General features: G+C 69.7%; 21 protein-coding genes. 10 read left to right on the forward strand and 11 right to left on the reverse strand.

Features of this window, described 5'->3' with window-relative positions; translation table 11 throughout:
- Nucleotides 1-41: 41 nt before the first annotated feature.
- Nucleotides 42-443 (reverse strand): MerR family transcriptional regulator, encoded by a 402-nt coding sequence (locus ACFKCF_RS16940; RefSeq protein ID WP_394494578.1) that lies wholly within the window; start codon nt 441-443, stop codon nt 42-44.
- A 27-nt stretch (nt 444-470) separates the two neighbouring features.
- Between ACFKCF_RS16940 and ACFKCF_RS16945 the strand changes: the two genes are divergently transcribed.
- Genes ACFKCF_RS16945 through ACFKCF_RS16955 form a run of 3 tightly spaced genes read left to right on the forward strand, consistent with a single transcriptional unit; the run spans nt 471 to nt 1,921 of the window.
- Nucleotides 471-1,352, forward strand: a complete 882-nt coding sequence (locus ACFKCF_RS16945) for an NAD(P)-dependent oxidoreductase (protein ID WP_394494580.1) — start codon at nt 471-473, stop codon at nt 1,350-1,352.
- On the forward strand, nt 1,349-1,780 hold the full coding sequence (locus tag ACFKCF_RS16950; protein WP_394494582.1) for a PPOX class F420-dependent oxidoreductase: 432 nt from the start codon (nt 1,349-1,351) through the stop codon (nt 1,778-1,780). The genes ACFKCF_RS16945 and ACFKCF_RS16950 overlap by 4 nt, the downstream gene beginning before the upstream one ends.
- Before the next feature lie 9 nt (nt 1,781-1,789).
- Nucleotides 1,790-1,921 carry a hypothetical protein gene (locus tag ACFKCF_RS16955; protein WP_394494583.1) on the forward strand — a complete coding sequence of 44 codons (132 nt, stop codon included), beginning with the start codon at nt 1,790-1,792 and terminating at the stop codon, nt 1,919-1,921.
- Here the strand turns inward: ACFKCF_RS16955 and ACFKCF_RS16960 are convergent, their stop codons facing one another.
- Nucleotides 1,922-2,335, reverse strand: coding sequence for a hypothetical protein (locus ACFKCF_RS16960; RefSeq protein WP_394494585.1), 414 nt, complete (start codon nt 2,333-2,335; stop codon nt 1,922-1,924).
- Between the two features lie 93 nt (nt 2,336-2,428).
- Here ACFKCF_RS16960 and ACFKCF_RS16965 point away from each other — a divergent pair, with 93 nt between their 5' ends.
- The 3 genes from ACFKCF_RS16965 to ACFKCF_RS16975 all read left to right on the forward strand — a co-directional run bounded on the left by ACFKCF_RS16965 (nt 2,429) and on the right by ACFKCF_RS16975 (nt 5,119).
- Complete coding sequence (locus ACFKCF_RS16965) at nt 2,429-2,905, forward strand: GNAT family N-acetyltransferase (RefSeq protein WP_394494586.1); 477 nt, start codon at nt 2,429-2,431, stop codon at nt 2,903-2,905.
- A 63-nt stretch (nt 2,906-2,968) separates the two neighbouring features.
- On the forward strand, nt 2,969-4,351 hold the full coding sequence (locus ACFKCF_RS16970; protein ID WP_394494587.1) for an SUKH-4 family immunity protein: 1,383 nt from the start codon (nt 2,969-2,971) through the stop codon (nt 4,349-4,351).
- A 42-nt stretch (nt 4,352-4,393) separates the two neighbouring features.
- Entirely contained in the window at nt 4,394-5,119 is a 726-nt protein-coding gene (locus tag ACFKCF_RS16975) for a hypothetical protein (protein ID WP_394494589.1), read from the forward strand.
- Between the two features lie 273 nt (nt 5,120-5,392).
- Here the strand turns inward: ACFKCF_RS16975 and ACFKCF_RS16980 are convergent, their stop codons facing one another.
- Together ACFKCF_RS16980 and ACFKCF_RS16985 are read right to left on the reverse strand one after the other, a co-directional pair.
- Nucleotides 5,393-5,848, reverse strand: a complete 456-nt coding sequence (locus tag ACFKCF_RS16980) for a GbsR/MarR family transcriptional regulator (protein ID WP_394494591.1) — start codon at nt 5,846-5,848, stop codon at nt 5,393-5,395.
- Nucleotides 5,849-5,907: 59 nt separating this feature from the next.
- Entirely contained in the window at nt 5,908-6,534 is a 627-nt protein-coding gene (locus ACFKCF_RS16985; RefSeq protein WP_394494593.1) for an FMN-binding negative transcriptional regulator, read from the reverse strand.
- 34 nt (nt 6,535-6,568) lie between these two features.
- Between ACFKCF_RS16985 and ACFKCF_RS16990 the strand changes: the two genes are divergently transcribed.
- Nucleotides 6,569-7,897, forward strand: coding sequence for an aminotransferase class I/II-fold pyridoxal phosphate-dependent enzyme (locus ACFKCF_RS16990; protein WP_394494595.1), 1,329 nt, complete (start codon nt 6,569-6,571; stop codon nt 7,895-7,897).
- Between the two features lie 2 nt (nt 7,898-7,899).
- Here ACFKCF_RS16990 and ACFKCF_RS16995 read toward each other — a convergent pair whose 3' ends face one another.
- Nucleotides 7,900-8,559, reverse strand: coding sequence for a hypothetical protein (locus ACFKCF_RS16995; RefSeq protein WP_394494597.1), 660 nt, complete (start codon nt 8,557-8,559; stop codon nt 7,900-7,902).
- A 379-nt stretch (nt 8,560-8,938) separates the two neighbouring features.
- On the opposite strand from ACFKCF_RS16995, the gene ACFKCF_RS17000 reads away from it, so the two are divergent.
- Nucleotides 8,939-9,847 carry a M23 family metallopeptidase gene (locus ACFKCF_RS17000; RefSeq protein WP_394494599.1) on the forward strand — a complete coding sequence of 303 codons (909 nt, stop codon included), beginning with the start codon at nt 8,939-8,941 and terminating at the stop codon, nt 9,845-9,847.
- Between the two features lie 51 nt (nt 9,848-9,898).
- Here the strand turns inward: ACFKCF_RS17000 and ACFKCF_RS17005 are convergent, their stop codons facing one another.
- From ACFKCF_RS17005 to ACFKCF_RS17025, 5 genes are read right to left on the reverse strand one after another with little or no spacing between them, the layout of a single operon-like run.
- Complete coding sequence (locus ACFKCF_RS17005) at nt 9,899-10,033, reverse strand: hypothetical protein (protein ID WP_394494600.1); 135 nt, start codon at nt 10,031-10,033, stop codon at nt 9,899-9,901.
- Between the two features lie 14 nt (nt 10,034-10,047).
- Nucleotides 10,048-10,647 carry an ATP/GTP-binding protein gene (locus ACFKCF_RS17010; RefSeq protein WP_394494602.1) on the reverse strand — a complete coding sequence of 200 codons (600 nt, stop codon included), beginning with the start codon at nt 10,645-10,647 and terminating at the stop codon, nt 10,048-10,050.
- Entirely contained in the window at nt 10,628-11,026 is a 399-nt protein-coding gene (locus ACFKCF_RS17015) for a DUF742 domain-containing protein (RefSeq protein ID WP_394494604.1), read from the reverse strand. The genes ACFKCF_RS17010 and ACFKCF_RS17015 overlap by 20 nt, the downstream gene beginning before the upstream one ends.
- Nucleotides 11,023-11,457 (reverse strand): roadblock/LC7 domain-containing protein, encoded by a 435-nt coding sequence (locus ACFKCF_RS17020; protein WP_394494606.1) that lies wholly within the window; start codon nt 11,455-11,457, stop codon nt 11,023-11,025. Before ACFKCF_RS17020 ends, ACFKCF_RS17015 begins: the two co-directional genes overlap by 4 nt.
- Complete coding sequence (locus ACFKCF_RS17025) at nt 11,454-13,865, reverse strand: nitrate- and nitrite sensing domain-containing protein (RefSeq protein WP_394494608.1); 2,412 nt, start codon at nt 13,863-13,865, stop codon at nt 11,454-11,456. Before ACFKCF_RS17025 ends, ACFKCF_RS17020 begins: the two co-directional genes overlap by 4 nt.
- Before the next feature lie 650 nt (nt 13,866-14,515).
- Between ACFKCF_RS17025 and ACFKCF_RS17030 the strand changes: the two genes are divergently transcribed.
- Together ACFKCF_RS17030 and ACFKCF_RS17035 are read left to right on the forward strand one after the other, a co-directional pair.
- Nucleotides 14,516-14,770 (forward strand): hypothetical protein, encoded by a 255-nt coding sequence (locus tag ACFKCF_RS17030; protein ID WP_394494610.1) that lies wholly within the window; start codon nt 14,516-14,518, stop codon nt 14,768-14,770.
- A 155-nt stretch (nt 14,771-14,925) separates the two neighbouring features.
- On the forward strand, nt 14,926-15,915 hold the full coding sequence (locus ACFKCF_RS17035) for a S66 peptidase family protein (RefSeq protein WP_394494612.1): 990 nt from the start codon (nt 14,926-14,928) through the stop codon (nt 15,913-15,915).
- 8 nt (nt 15,916-15,923) lie between these two features.
- Here the strand turns inward: ACFKCF_RS17035 and ACFKCF_RS17040 are convergent, their stop codons facing one another.
- Nucleotides 15,924-16,616, reverse strand: coding sequence for an MFS transporter (locus tag ACFKCF_RS17040; RefSeq protein WP_394494614.1), 693 nt, complete (start codon nt 16,614-16,616; stop codon nt 15,924-15,926).
- Between the last annotated feature and the right edge of the window lie 4 nt (nt 16,617-16,620).

The raw sequence follows: 16,620 nt of genomic DNA on the forward strand, positions 1-16,620 counted from the left end.
GAGCGATCAGCGCCATGTAGCGCGTGCCCGTCTCCAAGCCCTCAAGCATGTGACCCGCTCTCCACAAGCCGCCGCTCCGTGGCGTCGATGTAGTCGCGGAGGGACTGGCGGGAGCGGGTGAGCGTGTCGATGTGCTCGTCCAGGCCGTTCAGGCGGACGCGCAGCGTGTCCAGGAGCTCGGGACAGGGCTCGAGGTCGGGCGCCGTGCCGGTGGCGCAGGGCAGCAGGTACGCGATCTCCGGAGTCGACAGCCCGGCTTCGAGCAGCCTGCGGATCTGGGTCACGGTCAGTACGGCGTCGTCGCCGTACTCGCGGTAGCCGTTGGCGCCGCGCTCGGGCTCGAGCAGGCCCTGGGCCTCGTAGTAACGCAGCTGATGCGTGTGAACTCCGGTCTGCCGGCTCAACTCCCCGATCAGCACGCTCGTTCCCCCCTTGACCTTCATATCGGTATGAACGTTGAGGATTCTGCCATGAGCAACAATGCCAACCACACTCCCGTGACAGTCATCGGCCTGGGGCTGATGGGCCAGGCGCTGGCCGGAGCGTTCCTGCGCGACGGGTATCCCACGACCGTGTGGAACCGTACGGCGGCCAAAGCCGACCAGCTGGTGGCACAGGGCGCGAAGCTCGCCGACTCGGTCGGCGAGGCCGTCGCGGCCAGCCCGCTCGTGATCGTCTGCGTCACGGACTACGACGCCGTGCACGGGCTCCTCGGCTCGCTGGATGCTGTGCTCGACGGCCGCGTCCTGGTGAACCTGGGGTCGGGCACGTCGCAGGGCGCCCGTGAGACCGCCGAGTGGGCGGCGCGGCAGGGCGGCGCCTACCTCGACGGCGCGATCATGGCCGTCCCCGCCGAGATCGGGACGGACGCCATCATCACCTACAGCGGGCCGCGGCCGGCCTTCGAGCAGTACGAGCCCGTCCTGAGGAGCCTCGGTTCGGGAGCGACGTACCTCGGCGACGACCACACCCTGTCGGCGCTGCACGAGATGGCCGTGCTGAGCCTGATGTGGAACATCCTGAACGGCTTCCTGCAGGGTGCCGCCCTGCTCGGCGCGGCGGGGGTGCGAGCCGGAGCGTACGCCCCGCTCGCGAGCAAGGGGATCGAGACCGTGAACGGCTGGCTCGCGGCCTACGCGGAGCAGGTCGACGCCGGCACGTACCCGGCCCTGGATTCCACCATCGACACCCACCTCGCCGCGATGGACCACCTCATCCACGAGAGCGAGTCCCTCGGCGTCAGCGCCGAACTCCCGAGGCTCCTCAAGGCCCTGACCGCTCGCGCCGTGGCCGACGGGCGCGGCGGCGACGGCTACGCGGCGATGGTCGAGCAGTTCCGCAAGCCCTCATGACCGCCATACCGTTCGACCCGCGCGCGCTGCTCGCGGAGAGCCGGCTGGGCGTCCTCGCGACGATCAAGTCGGACGGCCGTCCCCAGCTCTCCCCCGTCATGCCCTTCTACGACCGGGAGGCCGAGGTCATCTACGTCTCGATGACCGAGGGCCGGGCCAAGACGGCGAACCTGCGCCGGGACCCGCGGGCCGCGCTGGAGGTCACCAGCCCTGACGGCTGGTCGTGGGTCACCGCCGAGGGCACGGTGACGCTCACGGGGCCGGGCGCCGACCCCCACGGTCCCGAGGTCGAGGCGCTGGTGGACTACTACCGCCGGGCCGCGGGGGAGCATCCGGACTGGGACGAGTACCGGTCGGTGATGGTGTCCGACCGCAGGGTGCTCATGACGATGAGGGTCGAGCACGTGTACGGCGAAAGGCTGCGCTGACCGGCCGGTGTGGGGGGTGTCGACAGCCGTCCGTATCCGACGACGGCGAGCTCCTCGAAGAACGCGGTCGGCTACGGCGGGCGCGCCACGGTGCACCGGTACATGTTCGACTGGCTCAACGGGATCTTCTCCGGCGAGTGATCAGGCGCGCCGCCCCGGTCCCCCGGCGGCGACCGTGGGATAGGCGAACGGGGCGGGGGTGTGGCGGCGCAGCGCCGCGGCGGCGAGGACCGCGATGACGGTCAGGTCGAGGGTCATTCTGGCCAGGTCGAGGTCGAGCCAGAGGGCGACCTGGGGAAGCGGCACGGGTCCGGTGCCGGTCCAGCTCAGGACGGTGGGGGCGAAGTACAGGTAGGTGGTGATGCGCTGGAGGTAGTACACGGCGGCGGCGATCAGCAGCGGCCGGCGCTGCCGTCCGGTGTGCCAGGCCAAGGTGAGTGCGGCTGGGATGAGCAGCCATTCGAGCAGCGGGTTGACGGCCATGTACAGGCCGGTGGCGCCGGCGGCGGCATCTGAGCGCATGAGGTGCAGGTAGGCGTCCGGGGTGGGGTACATGACGAAGGGCTGGGACGCGCTGCGCCGTACCGTCGCCGTCGTGACGCGGTGGGGTGGGCGGGGCGTGGAGCCGGCCGACGGCAGAATGGGCCGGTGACCAGACCCATCGAGGCGCCCGCGCTCGTCCTCGTCCCGTTGCGCCCGGAGCACGCCGACGAGATGGCCGCCGTGCTGTCGGACCCGGCCCTGCACGCGTTCACCGGCGGCGCCCCGCTCACCGCGCCGGAGCTGCGCGCCCGCTACGAGCGGCTCGTCGCCGGGCCGCCTGGCTGGCGCAACTGGGTGATCTGGTCGCGGGAGGAAGAGCGACTGGTCGGATATGTGCAGGCCACGATCGACGGCCGGACCGCCGAGATCGCCTGGGTGATCGGCACGCCCTGGCAGGGCCGCGGCCTGGCCACCGCGTCCGCCCGCGCCCTGGTCGACCAGCTCCTACGGGAGGGGATCGACACGATCGTCGCGCACATCCACCCCGACCACGCGGCCTCGGCCGCCGTCGCCACGTCGGCCGGTTTGAGTCCCACCGACCGGTGGTACGAGGGGGAGGTCCGCTGGGAACGTACGGTCTGATCCGCAAAGATCCCCTACCCTTGGGGAAACTTGATCCAGGGTCTGACGTCGGGGTGTTGAATCGTGGTCACGCACGAAGAGATGGTCGAGGCTTTCGGTGACGAGGGCCTGCTGCTGATGGACGTCGAGCAGTGCCGCGAGAAGGGGCTGTCGGAGGCGGACGTCCAGATCCTGTCCGAGGTCGGGCTGCCGGTGCGCGCGGACCAGGCGTTCACCACCTTCCTCGCCGACGAGCCGCGGGTGGGCTCCCTCGTCGTGTTCCGGACGCCGGGCGGGGACCTCAACGTCCTCACGCTGGGCGGCACGTCGGGAGACACGGGCATGCGCTACTTTCTCGACATCCGCACCGGCGTCGTCGGCCTGCTCTCGATGGACGAGACCCCGCAGGCGGAAATGGTCAACAGCTCGCTCGCGAACTTCGTCGAGTTCCTCTACCGGCTCAGGCTGCGCCAGCAGGCGTTGAACGGCGAGTCCTCGGAGGCCGGCAAGGACTACACGGAGAAGCTGTGGCTCTCGCTCAAGGAGCTGGATCCGGACGCCTTCAGCGAGGCCGAAGCCTGGTGGTCGATGGTGATGGACACGCTGATGAGCCGGAACCTCATCTCCGAGACCCGCGCGTTCCTCGAACAGCGTCGCGCCGAGGTCGCCGACACGCTGTCCAAGCTGATCGAGTTCGAGGAGGCCGTCTCGCCGCGCGGCACGCAGCGCGAGGGGTTCGACCGGGCTCTCAGCCGGTTGGAGCACGAGGGCTGGCAGATCGTCGACGCCCAACGCTTCGCGTCCGAGACCGAGACCAGCGGCCTGCTGAGCCAGTGCGCCGACCACTTCACCCCGGACGGCGCGCTGGCCGACGACGTGCCGCTCGCGTGGCGGGGTGGGCTGCCCTCCAACATCCAGGCGGCGTTCGCCCGCGAGGGTCTCGTGGTCTCCGTTCCCGGGCAGGCGGGTCAGGAGGACGACTACGACGCCCTGCTGAAGATGGACGACGACGAGCTGTCCAGGCACAGCGACGCCCTGATGGACTCGCTGATCGCCTCGGCCCACGGCCTGAACAAGCCGGAGGAAGGGGTCGTGACCTGCCTGGCCGCCGACCGGTCGTCCGACCTGTGCCGGATCGCGGCGGCCTTCGACCGGCTGGCCGCGCACGGCTACCTCGCCGAGCCCGACCTCTGGCCGACCGCCTCCGGCGCCTGGCAGCAGGTCCACGAGGCGGCCGCCGCTGCCGGGCAGCCGCCCAGGGCCGTCTTCTGGACGACGCAGTCGCACACGGCGAGCTTCGACGCGTACGGCGATCTGGTGGACGAGCTCGTCCTGCAGTGGGCCGGCGATCGGGAGCTGATCGCGCAGGCGCTGGCCGGCACCGGGCTCGAGGTGGAGGTTCCCGAACACGAGAGCACGGCGTTCCTCCTCCGCCCGGCCTCGAAGGGGCGTTTCGAAGATTCTTGATGTGAGCCGCCGCGCGCCGCGGGGCTCTGTAGCGTGCCGGCGGTGAAGATCCAGAAGATGGGAACGCGGCCGTGGCTCGTCGCCGGCGCGGCGATGATCACGGTGCTCGCGGAGGCGGCCGGCCCGGCTCGGGCGGGGGAGAACTACGGGCAGTACTCCCGGTTCGCCGAGCGCAGCGCCGGACAGCACTGGTCCGGCGGGCAGGCGGCCGGGCAGTGGACCTGGAAGCCCCTGTCGTCCACGACCTCGGAGATCAGCTGGGGCGATCCGAAGACGTGGCCGCCGGACTACGCGGAGAAGTTCGTGCGCGACGGCGACTGGCTGACGCTGGACGGGTGGCGGGACAACGGCACGTACTACACCGTCAGGGTGACCAAGGAGCAGATCGGCGACGCCAAGTGCGGCAACCTGCGCACGTTCGCCACGTCGGGCCCGCAGCACTACGTGAAGTGGGACATTCCCTCACAGGCGTACTGCCTCAAGGCGTGGGGGACCATCACCGAGAAGTCGTCGGGGAAGGTCATCGACTTCGGCCACACCCAGATCTGGTCGCCGCCCGCGCCCTGCTCGAACCAGTATCTGAGCGGGAAGACCTGCATCAAGCAGTGGGAGTCCTGGTGGGACAACAAGGGCGAACCAGGCAAGCCGATCACCAGGAAGCTGGACCGCGACCAGTACATCGCCCGCGGCCTCGGCATGGCGTTCAAGATCCAGCAGTATTTCCCTAAGGACTGGAAGTCGGAGGCGCGCTCCTACTGGACTTGGTGATCAACGATCGGCTCGGCTGAGGGCGTTCATCCACAGGTGTGTACCCAGGCCGGTGGACAGCCGGGCGGAGGTGGTCACGGGCTGTGGTGTGGCGACGCCAAGCCCTGATTCTCCAGCGTTCCGGCCCTGCCGGAGCGCTGAGCGCAGGTGCTTCCGCTGCCCCTGGTGAGGGCCGGTACGGGCCTGGTTATCCACAGGAAGAGCCCGTTATCCACAGCTCCACGAGGGCGCCACCGACACCCGCGGAGAGCCCGCCCGCGTCCGCTCGCAGTTTCAGCCGGTGGCCTGGTCGAGCACCTTGGCCAGGCCGGCGATGGCGGTCCTGGCCGACTCGATGCGCCTGGTCTGCGCCTCGTCGGTCCAGCCGAGCCGCAGGCCCTCCGCGGCCAGCTCGTCGAACGCGGTGAACGCGGCGAGCTTCTGCCGGATGACCTTGGACCAGGCGTCGTCCTCGATCTCGTAGTAGACGTTCCGCTCCCCTGGCCTGCGGAACCTGCGGATGAGCTTGATGGACGTCAGGAGGTGCAGGTTCGTCGTGAGCGACGCGCGGCTCGCGCCGATGGCGCCGGCGATGTCGCCGGCGGTCTGGGCCGGCGGGTCGCAGACCATGAGCCAGCCCAGGACGCGGCCGGTGATCGGCGCGAGTCCCCATTCCGCGGAGACGAACGCGGCCACCCGCTCGACCCACTCGAGCACCTGCTCGCGGCCGGGGCCGTCCTGCGTACTCATGCGGCCATCGTAACGTTCGGCTTTACAGCCGGTAATTTCCTCCTGTCCGCCCCGGGAGTTCACCGTCCGACGGACATCCGCCTGAGCTGCTGCGCCCGCGCGCCCGCGTCGCCGGGCAGGTCCCGCCCGGCGAGCCCGTCCGCGATCCGCTCGCGGAACTCGACCGGCCGGTGGTCGTCGTACTTGAACTTGGCCCGCACGTCCACCACCTCCAGCCGCAGCCCCCGGATCGCCGAGAGCATCTTCCGGTACGGCCCCGCGTCCGCGGCCACCTCGCCGTGCCCGCCGTCGGGCTCGTGGTGGGCCAGCTGGCGGCGCAGGATCTCGGCCTTGCCCTCCTTGTCGTCCACTATCCGGGCCTGGCAGACGAGCTGCGCCGAGGCGTAATAGCTGGTCGGCACGCCGGTCTCCGGGACGTCGGAGCGCCAGCCCGACGGGATGTAGGCGTAGTCGTCGTGCACGCTCACCACCACGGCCGGGTCGGCCTCCAGCGCCGGCCAGATCGGGTTGGGCCTGGCCAGGTGGAGCACGACCTCACTCCCGCCGTCGAACAGGAAATGCGTCGGCACCACGACCGGCGGACCGCCGTCCACGCCGTTCGCGGCGAGTTGCCCGAAGTCGCGCGTACGCAGCCAGGTCCGCCATTCGTCGCCGTCGTGGGCCGCGTCCCAAGGATGAATAAGCACGCTTACCTCTTTGTATTAGTACATAATATATTTTGTGTCAGAAAATTACCTGATTGTGGGTGGAACTGCCAGCGAGATTGCGGCCGGGGTCGAGGTCGCCGTGTCGGAGGGTCGGCTGTCACCAGGCGCGATGCTGCCACCGGTGCGCGAGCTGGCCTCCCGGGCCGGGGTCAGCCCCAACACGGCGGCGGCCGCGTACCGGCTGCTGCGCGAGCGCGGCGTCATCGAGACCGCCGGGCGACGTGGCACCCGGGTCAGGCCGCGCCCGGCCAGCACGCTCCGGGAGGAGATCCGCATCGAGGTGCCTCCTGGCGCGCGCGACCTGTCCAAGGGCAACCCCGACCCGGCCCTGCTGCCGCCCCTCGGGGAGGCGCTCGCCGCCGCGGCCCGCGCGCACGAGGAGCGGCCCGCCATGTACGGGACGGGCGACGACGAGGAGCTGATCGCCGTGGCCGGCGAGCGCCTGCGCGCGGACGGCGTACCGGCCGGCCCACTGGCGATCACCTCGGGCACCCTCGACGCGGTCGAACGGGTGCTGGCCGCTCAGTTGCGCCCCGGCGACGCGGTGGCCTTGGAGGATCCGAGCTGGACGGCCCTGCTCGACCTGGTCGGCGTCATGGGGCTGCGTCCCGTGCCGATGCGGGTGGACGACGAAGGCCCCCTGCCCGACGAACTCGGCCGGGCCCTGCGGTCCGGGGTCCGAGCCGTCGTGATCACGGCCCGCGCCCAGAACCCGTTCGGCGCCGCCGTCTCCTCCGAACGGGCCGGGGCCCTGCGCGAGGTGCTGGGGGCCTGCCCGGGGGTGCTGCTCATCGAGGACGACCACGGGTCCGGCTTCGTGGACCTTCCCCTGCACCCGCTGGCGGGGGTCACGCAGCGCTGGGTCCTCACGCGTTCGACGGCCAAGGCGTACGGACCCGACCTACGCGTCGCCCTGACCACCGGTGACCCGGTCACGCTCGGCCGGCTGCGCGGCCGCCAGCGCCTGGCCGCGGGCTGGGTCAGTCACCTGCTGCAGCGCGCCGTCGCGCACCTCTGGCGTACGGGGGCGGTGGACGCGGCGGCGGTGGCGGCCTCGTACGCGCGCCGCAGGGACGGCCTGGTGACGGCGCTGGCCGGGCGCGGCATTCCGGCGCACGGGCGCAGCGGGCTCAACGTGTGGGTCCCCGTCCCGGACGAGGCCACCGCGATCACCCGCCTGCTCGCCCGCGGCTGGGCCGTCGCGCCCGGCGCCCGCAACCGCCTCGCCACGCCGCCCGCGATCCGCCTCACCGTCTCGACCCTGGCCGTCGACGAGGTGGACCGGCTCGCGGACGACGTCACCGCCGCCCTGCGCCCGGCTCCGAGCGGCCGGTACGGCTAGGCTCAGGACGGATACCGGGCTTCCGCGAGGTCCTCGGCGAGATCCTTGAGCATGAGGTCGGCGTTCAACGCGGTGACGACCGCCTGCGTCAGCGGGCGAAGTTCGTGGACGTGCCGTATCGCGTCGAGGTCCACGGAAACTTCGTGGTAGTCCTCGGCGAACCGCCGGAACCCCTCCGGCGACGGGTCCGTGAGCAGCGCGAACAGGTAGCCCGACCCGTCAGGGTCGCGCACGCCGTCCGGATAGTCGATCTCACCCACCCGCCAGGCGTCGTCGCCGGCCTCCCGCCACAGACAGGCGGTCACCACGGGCATGCCGTCCTCGTCGCGGAACGCGGGCTCCTCCACGCACCGGCGGAAGACGTCGGGAACCGAGTCGAGCACGCCCGGCCACGGCCCGTCGTTCCCGTAGGGGCTCATCACCGCCTCGTGGTCGAAACCGCGCAGGTACGCACCACCCGCCACGAAGACGATGGAGTATTCGTCTCCGGAGCCGTTCCGCATGGACGCCATCTCCTCCCCCGGGGCCCAACCGGCGTCGAAGGAGTGGCGGCGGCCGGCCCAGTCGGGGCTCAGGATGGCCTCCAGCACCGCCAAGGACCGGCAGAAGTCACGGAGCACGGGGACCTCGGGGAGAAGCCGGGCGACGTCATGAGCAGTCATGCGCCTCATCCAACCGGGGTCCCGGCCGGTCATCGCACGCGGGGCCGCCCAGGAAAGGCCAAATCTATAATTTCGGGTGTGCATAAAGTAAGCTCTTCATCGGCTTGGCCGAAGCGGGCTGCGGTTTTGACATGTAGTTGACGGCAGATTGAAGAGCCGCAAAATTTCATGTCCGTAGAGATTGATGAAGAGAACTTTCAGGGATATCTTCATGATCGACCGCCCTCCCCCCGGGCGGTGAGATGTCGAAATGCTCCTTCAAGGCGGCCTTCCCCCCTCCCATCACGCTGTTCAGCATGTCGCCATGGGGCTCATCGACATCATGGGGAACCGGGTGCCTAACCGTGTCTCCCATACGCACCTGTTCAGAGAGGTGAGCATGCCCACAATCGGCAGGCCGACCTGGCCGAAGGCCCTCAAGCCCGCGATCACTGTCCTGTTGGTCACTGTCGCGGCGGCGCTGATTCCCCAGGCCGCCTCAGCGCAGGACGCCGGCGTCCTGGCTGTGTCTCACAAGAGCCCGTTCAACTGCGGTAAGACCTTCTACGCCAACAACTGGACCGGGACCCCCGCCCACAACCCGTCGGGTTCCATCGACTGGCAGGACTACGGGGGCGACGACATCAACGGCGAAACCGTCCGTGCCACCGCTGCGGGCACCGCGTACTTCTACGACGCGGGAAGCACGAGCTACGGCAAGTGGATAGAGATCCGCCACAGTGACGGCACCAGGACCCGCTACGCCCACCTCGCGACCATGGTGCGGTCGGCCGGCGGCTCGTTGACCGTCAGCCAGGGCACCGTGATCGGGACCGTCGGCTCGACCGGCGGCTCGAACGCGCCGCACCTGCACTACGAACAGCGGACCTCCGGCGGTGGGATGGACACCAGCCCGACGGTGGACGGCGTGACCGTGTCCCTGGGCCAGAAGAAGGCCGTCACGAGCACCAACGGCTGCGGCAGCGGCAACCCCCACACCCCTGAGGAGGTCTGCGGCAGCGGTTACTCGGTCATCGACTCGGCCGCACTCGTGGGTGGCCGCACGTACCTGCTCTACAACTCGGGCAACGGCTACAACTGCGTCGTGACGCTGAAGTCGACCAACCTCGGCACGGCGTCGGCGGTGTCGGCCTTCCTGGAGCCGCAGGGAGAAAGCAGGACGACCGACTCGGGCAGCTTCGACTACTACGCGGGTCCCGTCAGGCGCGACGCGGCCGGACAATGCGTCAAGTGGGGCGGCTCGGTCGGCAGCAGCTCCTACACCAGTGGCTTCGAACACTGCGATTAGAAACGTGACGTCAATGGCCACTCCCCGATCGCGGGGGGTGGCCATTGACGTTTATTCACGGCGACGCAGCAACGCCATGGCAAGCGATATCAGCGTGGGCATGAGGACCAGGATGATGACGATGCCCAAAGCGAAAAGGTATGCGCCGTCGTCAGGCGACGAGATGTAGGCGTCGTCGTGGTCCACCTGATGACAGGGCGTCAGGCCACGGGGTGGGGGGCGGTGCGGGAGCGGGCGGCCAGCAGGTGGTCGATGAGCGCGAGCAGCACGTCGCGGGCCGCCGCCCGGTCGCGGGCGTCGCAGAGCACCAGCGGCACCTGCGGGTCGAGATCGAGCGCCTTGCGGATCTCCTCCTGCGTCCGGTCCTTGACGCCGTGGAAGCAGTTGACGCCGACGACGAAGGGGATGCCGCGGCTCTCGAAGAAGTCGATCGACGCGAAGCTCACGTCCAGCCGCCGGGTGTCGACCAGGACGACCGCGCCCATCGCCCCGTGCACCAGGTCGTTCCACATGAACCAGAAGCGTTCCTGCCCGGGGGTGCCGAACAGGTAGAGCACCAGCTCGCGGTTGATGGTGATGCGGCCGAAGTCGAGCGCGACGGTGGTGGTGGACTTGCCGCTCAACCCTTCCAGATCGTCGATGCCGACGCTGGCGTGGGTGAGGTACTCCTCCGTACGCAGTGGGGCGACCTCGCTCACCGCGCCGACCATGGTCGTCTTCCCGACGCCGAACCCACCGGCGATGAGGATCTTCACCGCCAGGGGAGCGTCGTCCCCTTGGTCAGAGCTTGCGTAAGCCATCCCTCACCGCCTCAAGAATTGTCACATCCGGAAGACCGCCCGCCTGGGCGAAGGCCAGCGGTGGCCGGGCCCGCATCTGACCGTTCTCGATCAGATCGCCAATGAGGATCTTGGTCACTGATACCGGGAGGTTCAGCGCTGAGGCGACTTCGGCCACCGCCAGAGGCCGTTCGCACAAGGTGAAGATGGTGCGGTGCTCCGGCTGCATCCGCCTCAGCCCACGTCCGGTCGGCGAGGAGACGCCGGAGATCGAGGTCACCAGAGTGATCAGCGTGAGGTCGTCCCGCTCGGGGGCGGTCCGTCCGCCGGTGATCGTATAGGGGCGGACAAGGGGTTCGTCGGCGTCATCGTCGTCGAACCCCTCAGTCCAGTGCTTCATCCGCGTCTCCCCGCGTCGTCGGCCTGCGGGGTACGCGCGTCGGTGCCCAGCTTCTGGCCGACCTGCTGGATCAAGGTGTGCATCGCGACGCTCATCAGTTCGGCGTCGACCTCCTGGGAGGCGACCACGGCCAGATGGGTGCCGCGGCCCGCGGTCGTGATGAACAGCCACAGCTCGGCCATCTCGATGATGACCTGTTGCACCGGTCCGCCGCTGAAGAGCTGCCCCACACCGCGAGCCAGGCTCTGCTGGCCGGTCGCGATCGCGGCGAGGCGTTCGGCGTCCGAGCGCTCGATGGTCCGGGACCGGCTGATCACCAGGCCGTCGTCGGACAGCACGATGGCGTGCCGGGTGCCCGCGACCTGATCGACCAGGCCGTCCAGCAGCCAGTCCAGGTCCCTGTTGGTGGCGGTGGTTCGCTGCGTCATCATCGATCTTCCGTCGTAGGTGAACCGGGCTCGGAGGATCCGTCCGGCCGGGGCTGGAAGGCGTCATCACCGGTCCGGCGCCTGCGAGACTGCCTCTGGAACGCGCCGATTGTCGCACTGGATCGGCTGGGCTGCTCGCGTCGGGCCCAGGTCTCCTGTTCGGTCTGTTCATCCGTGTTCGCCGGGACTTTGAGCTCGGTGACCAGGCTGGCCTGGCGCACCCGCTGGGGCAGCGGCCGGCGGGCGGACGGCGGGAGGGCGTCGTCCGGGATTCCGGTGGGCGCTGTCACGTACGCCATCGCGCGTCCCCTGGAGCGGGTCGGCAACTGCCCGTCCTCGCGGGGAGCCGCCGGCTCCTCTTCCTGCGGACGGGCCGGCTCCGGGGCAGGGGCAGGGGCGGATGCCGGTGCCGGGGCGGACTCCTCGGGCACCGCACGGGGGCGGTCCACGATCAGCGCTTCCGGGAGCAGCACGATGACCCGGGTGCCGCCGAAGGCCGACGAACGCAGCTCCACCTGCAGGCCCAGACTCGCGGCGAGCCGGGCGACCACGTACAGGCCGAGCCGGACGTCGTCGGCGTGGGTCATCACGTCGAGCTGCGGCGGCGACTTCATCAGGGCGTTGGCGGCGGCGTACTGCTCGGGCTCCATTCCCAGGCCGCGGTCCTCGATCTCCACGGCGACGCCCCGGCTGACCGGCGCGGCCCGCACCTCGACGGGGGTCATCGGCTTGGAGAAGGTGGTGGCGTTCTCCATGAGCTCCGCCAGGACGTGGACGAGCGGTCCCACCGCGCGCTCGCTCACCCAGGACTCGCCCTCGACGTCGATCGAGATCCGCCGGTAGTCCTGAACCTCGCCCTGCGCGGCGCGCAGCACGTTGAGCAGGTGCACCGGCTTGCGCCAGCGGCGCTGCGGCTGCCCGCCGCCGAGGATCACCAGGTTCTCCTCGTAGCGGCGCAGGCGGGCGGTGAGGTGGTCCAGGTCGAACAGGCCCTCCAGCACCTCGGGGTCCTCGTGCTTGCGTTCCAGCTCGTCGAGCTTCTTCAGCTGCAGGCCGATGAGGATCTGGGTACGGCGGGCGATGCGCTGGAGCATGCGCTGGAAGCCGCGGTGCTGCTCGGCCTGCCGCACGGCGGTGAAGACCGCGCTGCGGCTGGCCAGGTTGAGGGCCTGCCCCAGCGCGCCGAGCTCGTCGGGGGTGGGCTTGAGCATGTGCACTTCCGCGTCCACGTCGACGTCCTCGCCGCGCTCCAGCCGGGCGACCACCTTGGGCAGCCGCTCCTGGAGCTCCTGGGCGTCCTCGCGCAGGTGGAGGATGCGCCGGCGGAGAATGGAGGTGAGGCGCCAGCTGGTGAAGATCACCAGGCCCAGGGCGAGCAGGCCGACGCTGGTGACGCTGATGAAGATTACGAAGAGCATGCCGGCGTGGTCATAGCCGATCTTGCTGACGGCGTCGAGCCGCAGCCGCAGGAGCTGCGTCACCTGCTCGGTGACGGTGTCCACCGAGGAGCGCCACCCGGCGCTGTCTCCGCGCAGGATCACCTGGTTGCCCGAGGGGGTCAGCCGCCCTTCCAGCGCGGTCATTGCCTCCCACGCCTTGCCGGTCATCAGCGTCTCGTACCGCTTCTCGTCGCCGGTGAGGCTGGGGATCACCTGGGACCGCAGGAGGTGCTTCCTGGTGCCGGCGGCGTCGGTGACGAGGCCGTACTCGTCCTTCGTCAGGCGCCCGGTCTTCCAGCCGCGGGCCAGGACGGCGTCCTCGCGGCCGATCATGTTGACGACCCAGAACAGGTCGACCAGGGTCTGCGCGCTGCTGTTCACCTCGCCCTCGTCGGTGTGGCTGAGGACGGTCAACACGCGCAGGTCCGACTCGATGATCCCGCTGTAGTAGTCGAACGCCTTCTGCGGGCTGGCCCAGCCGGCGTCCACCGCCCGGCGCTGCTCGTCGAGGAGGTTGAGGCCGCGGTCGGTACGGGCGATGGCGTCGGCGAGCCCCTCAGGTGCCTTGCCGGTGTCCAGGGATGTCAAAGGACGGAAGGCGCCCACGGCCTGGTCGGTCACCGTGCGCTGCTTGGCGAGCCTGCCGGCGGCGGCGCCACCGGGGTCGGCCTGCGTCTCCGCGGTGAGCCGCCGTTCCTTGTCGAGGCTGAAGAACAGGTCGGACGCGGGTACGCCGACGGTCTTGGTGGCCAGGTCCATCTGGGCCTTCTCGGCCCGCCACTGCGAGGACAGCTGGAACATGCCCGAAGCCAGCAGCGGGGTGAAGGTCAGGCTCGGCACGAACACGATGATGAGCAGCACCGTACGCAAGGGCAGCCGGCGGACACCGGCCAGCCGCCGGGGCTGAGATGACGCGCTCCCGTCGCCCGCGCTCTTCGTCCGCCGTCGCCCGACCCTGCCCCATCCAGCCACGTGCAGGACACTCTCCTCACCAATCGGTGACAATCACCCAACTGGGCGATAGGTGCCTGATAGTAGCCATACGGCAGTTGAGTCGAAAGCCCCGCCGCACCGGGCTTTGCCGCTCTCCTGATCGCCGCCCCAGGCGCGGGCCAGGGGCGGCGGCGGGCTGGACGGTCCCCAGCCGGAGCGAAACGAGCCCGGCCCTCCCCGATTCCGAATCCCCGCTGAATTAGGGCTCGGCGGCTCGACGAACCGGCCCGAAGCAAAACTTTCATCCGGCTCTTCGGAAAAAAGCAGGAGATCGCACGGGGCTGCTGAGGCGGATGCGCTCAAACCCCAAAATCGTGATTACTTACGACCCTTGGGCTTTGAAGTGCTATTTGGGATTAACGAGGTAACTGAGAATATCTGTATGGGTATGTCCGGTTCTATCTGAGTGTCCGCTGAAACGGCGGATGCCAGGTTCCGCACCGATCTATCCATGAACGGAAACGAGACACGTGAACACCAAGAGTCGGCGAACGCGAGCGCCATACCATGGGCGGCTCGCGGCACTAGCTATTACCGGCGCGGTCGCCGGTGTCATGCTCCTCGGCCAGGGGGTGGCCGGCGCCAGCACGGCCGGCGGCCCGCCGCCCGCACCGCGTAAGGTGACCCGCGTGGTGCAGCAGGCCGCGCCGAAGGTCGTCAGCCACGAGAAGCCCGTCTTCATTCCTCGGCCCATCCGCGAAGGGCGCCAGCGCGTCTTCGTCGATGTGGAGAACCGCAACCGCAACCTCAACAGGCACGAGCGCAGGCGCGATCACCGCCACCACGATCACCACAACGACGGCACCTGGACCGACAACTCCGGCACTACCGCCAACACCGAGAACACGGCCCCGGAGTGGTCGGAAGACACCTCGTCAGAGTGAGGCCCTCCCCTGATACCGCGGCAGGCGCCGGGTGAGAATCGCTCGCGCCTTCTCGGTGACGGTGGACGAGATCGGCGTCGCGGAACGATGGAGTGGCTCGTTCCATCGTTCCCGGCGCCGAACTCGGCGTTTGTGGTCGGTTACGCTTCGGTCGTATGGATGTGGTCTTTCCTCCCAAGCTGAAAGCAGGCGACGTCGTACGAGTGGTGGCGCCGGCCAGGTCGCGGGCGATGGTGATGGAGCACGATCACACCGACCTCATCAGGGCCCGGTTCGACGAGCTCGGCCTGACGCTCTCCTACGGCAGCCACGTCGACGAGCGGGACGCGTTCGACTCCTCCAGCGTCGCCTCCCGGGTCGCCGACCTGCACGACGCCTTCGCGGACCCGTCGGTGGCGGCGATCCTGACGGTCATCGGCGGCTACAACTGCAACGAACTCCTGCCGTACCTGGACTGGGAGCTGATCCGCGCCAACCCGAAGATCCTGTGCGGATACTCCGACATCACCGCCCTGCAGAGCGCCATCCTCGCCCGGACCGGGCTGGTCACCTACTCCGGTCCGCACTGGGCGACGTTCGGGATGCGAGATCACCTCGAGGAGACCCTGCGCTGGTTCACCTCGGTCATGTTCGACACCGCCCCGATCGCCCTGACCCCGGCGGCGCAGTGGAGCGACGATCTCTGGTTCCTCGACCAGGACAAGCGCGAACTGCTCCCCAACGAGGGATGGTGGCCGCTGCGGCCCGGCACCGCCGAGGGGCGCATCGTCGGCGGCAATCTGTGCACCCTCAACCTGCTGCAGGGCACCCCGTACATGCCGTCCCTCGACGGCGCGATCCTGATCGTCGAGGACGACTTCGAGTCGCACCCGGCGAGGTTCGCCCGTGACCTGGTCTCCCTGCTGCAGCTCCCCGACGCCCCAGAGATCCGGGGACTGGCGATCGGACGGTTCCAGCAGGCCAGCCACATGTCCCGCGAGCTGCTGGAACAGATCATCGCCACCCAACCGGTGCTGAGCCGCATCCCCGTCCTGGCCAACCTCGACGTCGGCCACACCAACCCCTTGGTCACCTTCCCGATCGGCGGCCAGGTCCGGCTCACCGTCACCGACGCCGAGACGAGCCTGACCCTGCTACGCCACTGACCTCCGGATCAATGGGCGGGGCGGAGGGCGAAGACGGCCAGTGAGGCGGCGGTCAGGAAGCCGAGGCCGCCGACGACGACGTCGGCGTGCAGGCCCGCCACGAGACCGCCGCCCGCGACCAGCGTGCCGACCAGCGCCACCCCGATCGCGCTGCCGGTCTGGCGGGCGGCGTTGAACACCGCGGAGGCCGCCCCGCCGAGCTCAGGCGGCGCCGCCTCCATGATCGCCGCGGTGGCGGCCGGCATCGTGAAACCGGTCCCGAAGCCGGTGAGCATGAGCGGTACGAGCAGCGCCCAGTAGTTCGTGTCGCCGTCAGCCGGCAGCCAGCTCAGCAGCCCGATCCCGCCGATGATCAGCCCGTACGCCATCGGCGGGCGCGGACCGGTGCGCGCGGCGACCCAGCCGCTCAGCGGCGAGGCGATCGGCGGCATCAGGGCCATCGGCAGCATCGCCAGCCCGGTCGCCATCGCGCCGAGGTGCCGTACCTGCTGGAAGTAGAGCGGCACGACGAACAGCAGGCCGTAGAAGCCGAGGTTGAGCAGCACGCCGATGGCGGCCGAGGCCGAGAAGCGGCGGCTCGCGAACAGCTCCAGCGGCAGCATCGGCGCGCGCGCCCGGCGTTCGAGCAGCAGGAACGCCGTTAGCGCGAGCACGGACAGAACCAGCCCGCCCAGCACGCGCTCGCCCGCCGGCCCGCGCACGGCG

It is taken from the genome of Nonomuraea sp. JJY05 (assembly GCF_043496855.1).
GTDB lineage: Bacteria > Actinomycetota > Actinomycetes > Streptosporangiales > Streptosporangiaceae > Nonomuraea.

Bases quoted from the DNA above. Each gene is read 5' to 3' on its own strand.
- ACFKCF_RS17020 (WP_394494606.1), bottom strand. From the start codon at position 11,457: ATGATGACGCAGCGAACCACCGCCACCAACAGGGACCTGGACTGGCTG.
- ACFKCF_RS16950 (WP_394494582.1), top strand. From the start codon at position 1,349: ATGACCGCCATACCGTTCGACCCGCGCGCGCTGCTCGCGGAGAGCCGG.
- ACFKCF_RS17010 (WP_394494602.1), bottom strand. From the start codon at position 10,647: ATGGCTTACGCAAGCTCTGACCAAGGGGACGACGCTCCCCTGGCGGTG.
- ACFKCF_RS17015 (WP_394494604.1), bottom strand. From the start codon at position 11,026: ATGAAGCACTGGACTGAGGGGTTCGACGACGATGACGCCGACGAACCC.
- ACFKCF_RS16960 (WP_394494585.1), bottom strand. From the start codon at position 2,335: ATGTACCCCACCCCGGACGCCTACCTGCACCTCATGCGCTCAGATGCC.
- ACFKCF_RS16980 (WP_394494591.1), bottom strand. From the start codon at position 5,848: ATGAGTACGCAGGACGGCCCCGGCCGCGAGCAGGTGCTCGAGTGGGTC.
- ACFKCF_RS16945 (WP_394494580.1), top strand. From the start codon at position 471: ATGAGCAACAATGCCAACCACACTCCCGTGACAGTCATCGGCCTGGGG.
- ACFKCF_RS17000 (WP_394494599.1), top strand. From the start codon at position 8,939: ATGCCCACAATCGGCAGGCCGACCTGGCCGAAGGCCCTCAAGCCCGCG.
- ACFKCF_RS16940 (WP_394494578.1), bottom strand. From the start codon at position 443: ATGAAGGTCAAGGGGGGAACGAGCGTGCTGATCGGGGAGTTGAGCCGG.
- ACFKCF_RS16995 (WP_394494597.1), bottom strand. From the start codon at position 8,559: ATGACTGCTCATGACGTCGCCCGGCTTCTCCCCGAGGTCCCCGTGCTC.
- ACFKCF_RS17035 (WP_394494612.1), top strand. From the start codon at position 14,926: ATGGATGTGGTCTTTCCTCCCAAGCTGAAAGCAGGCGACGTCGTACGA.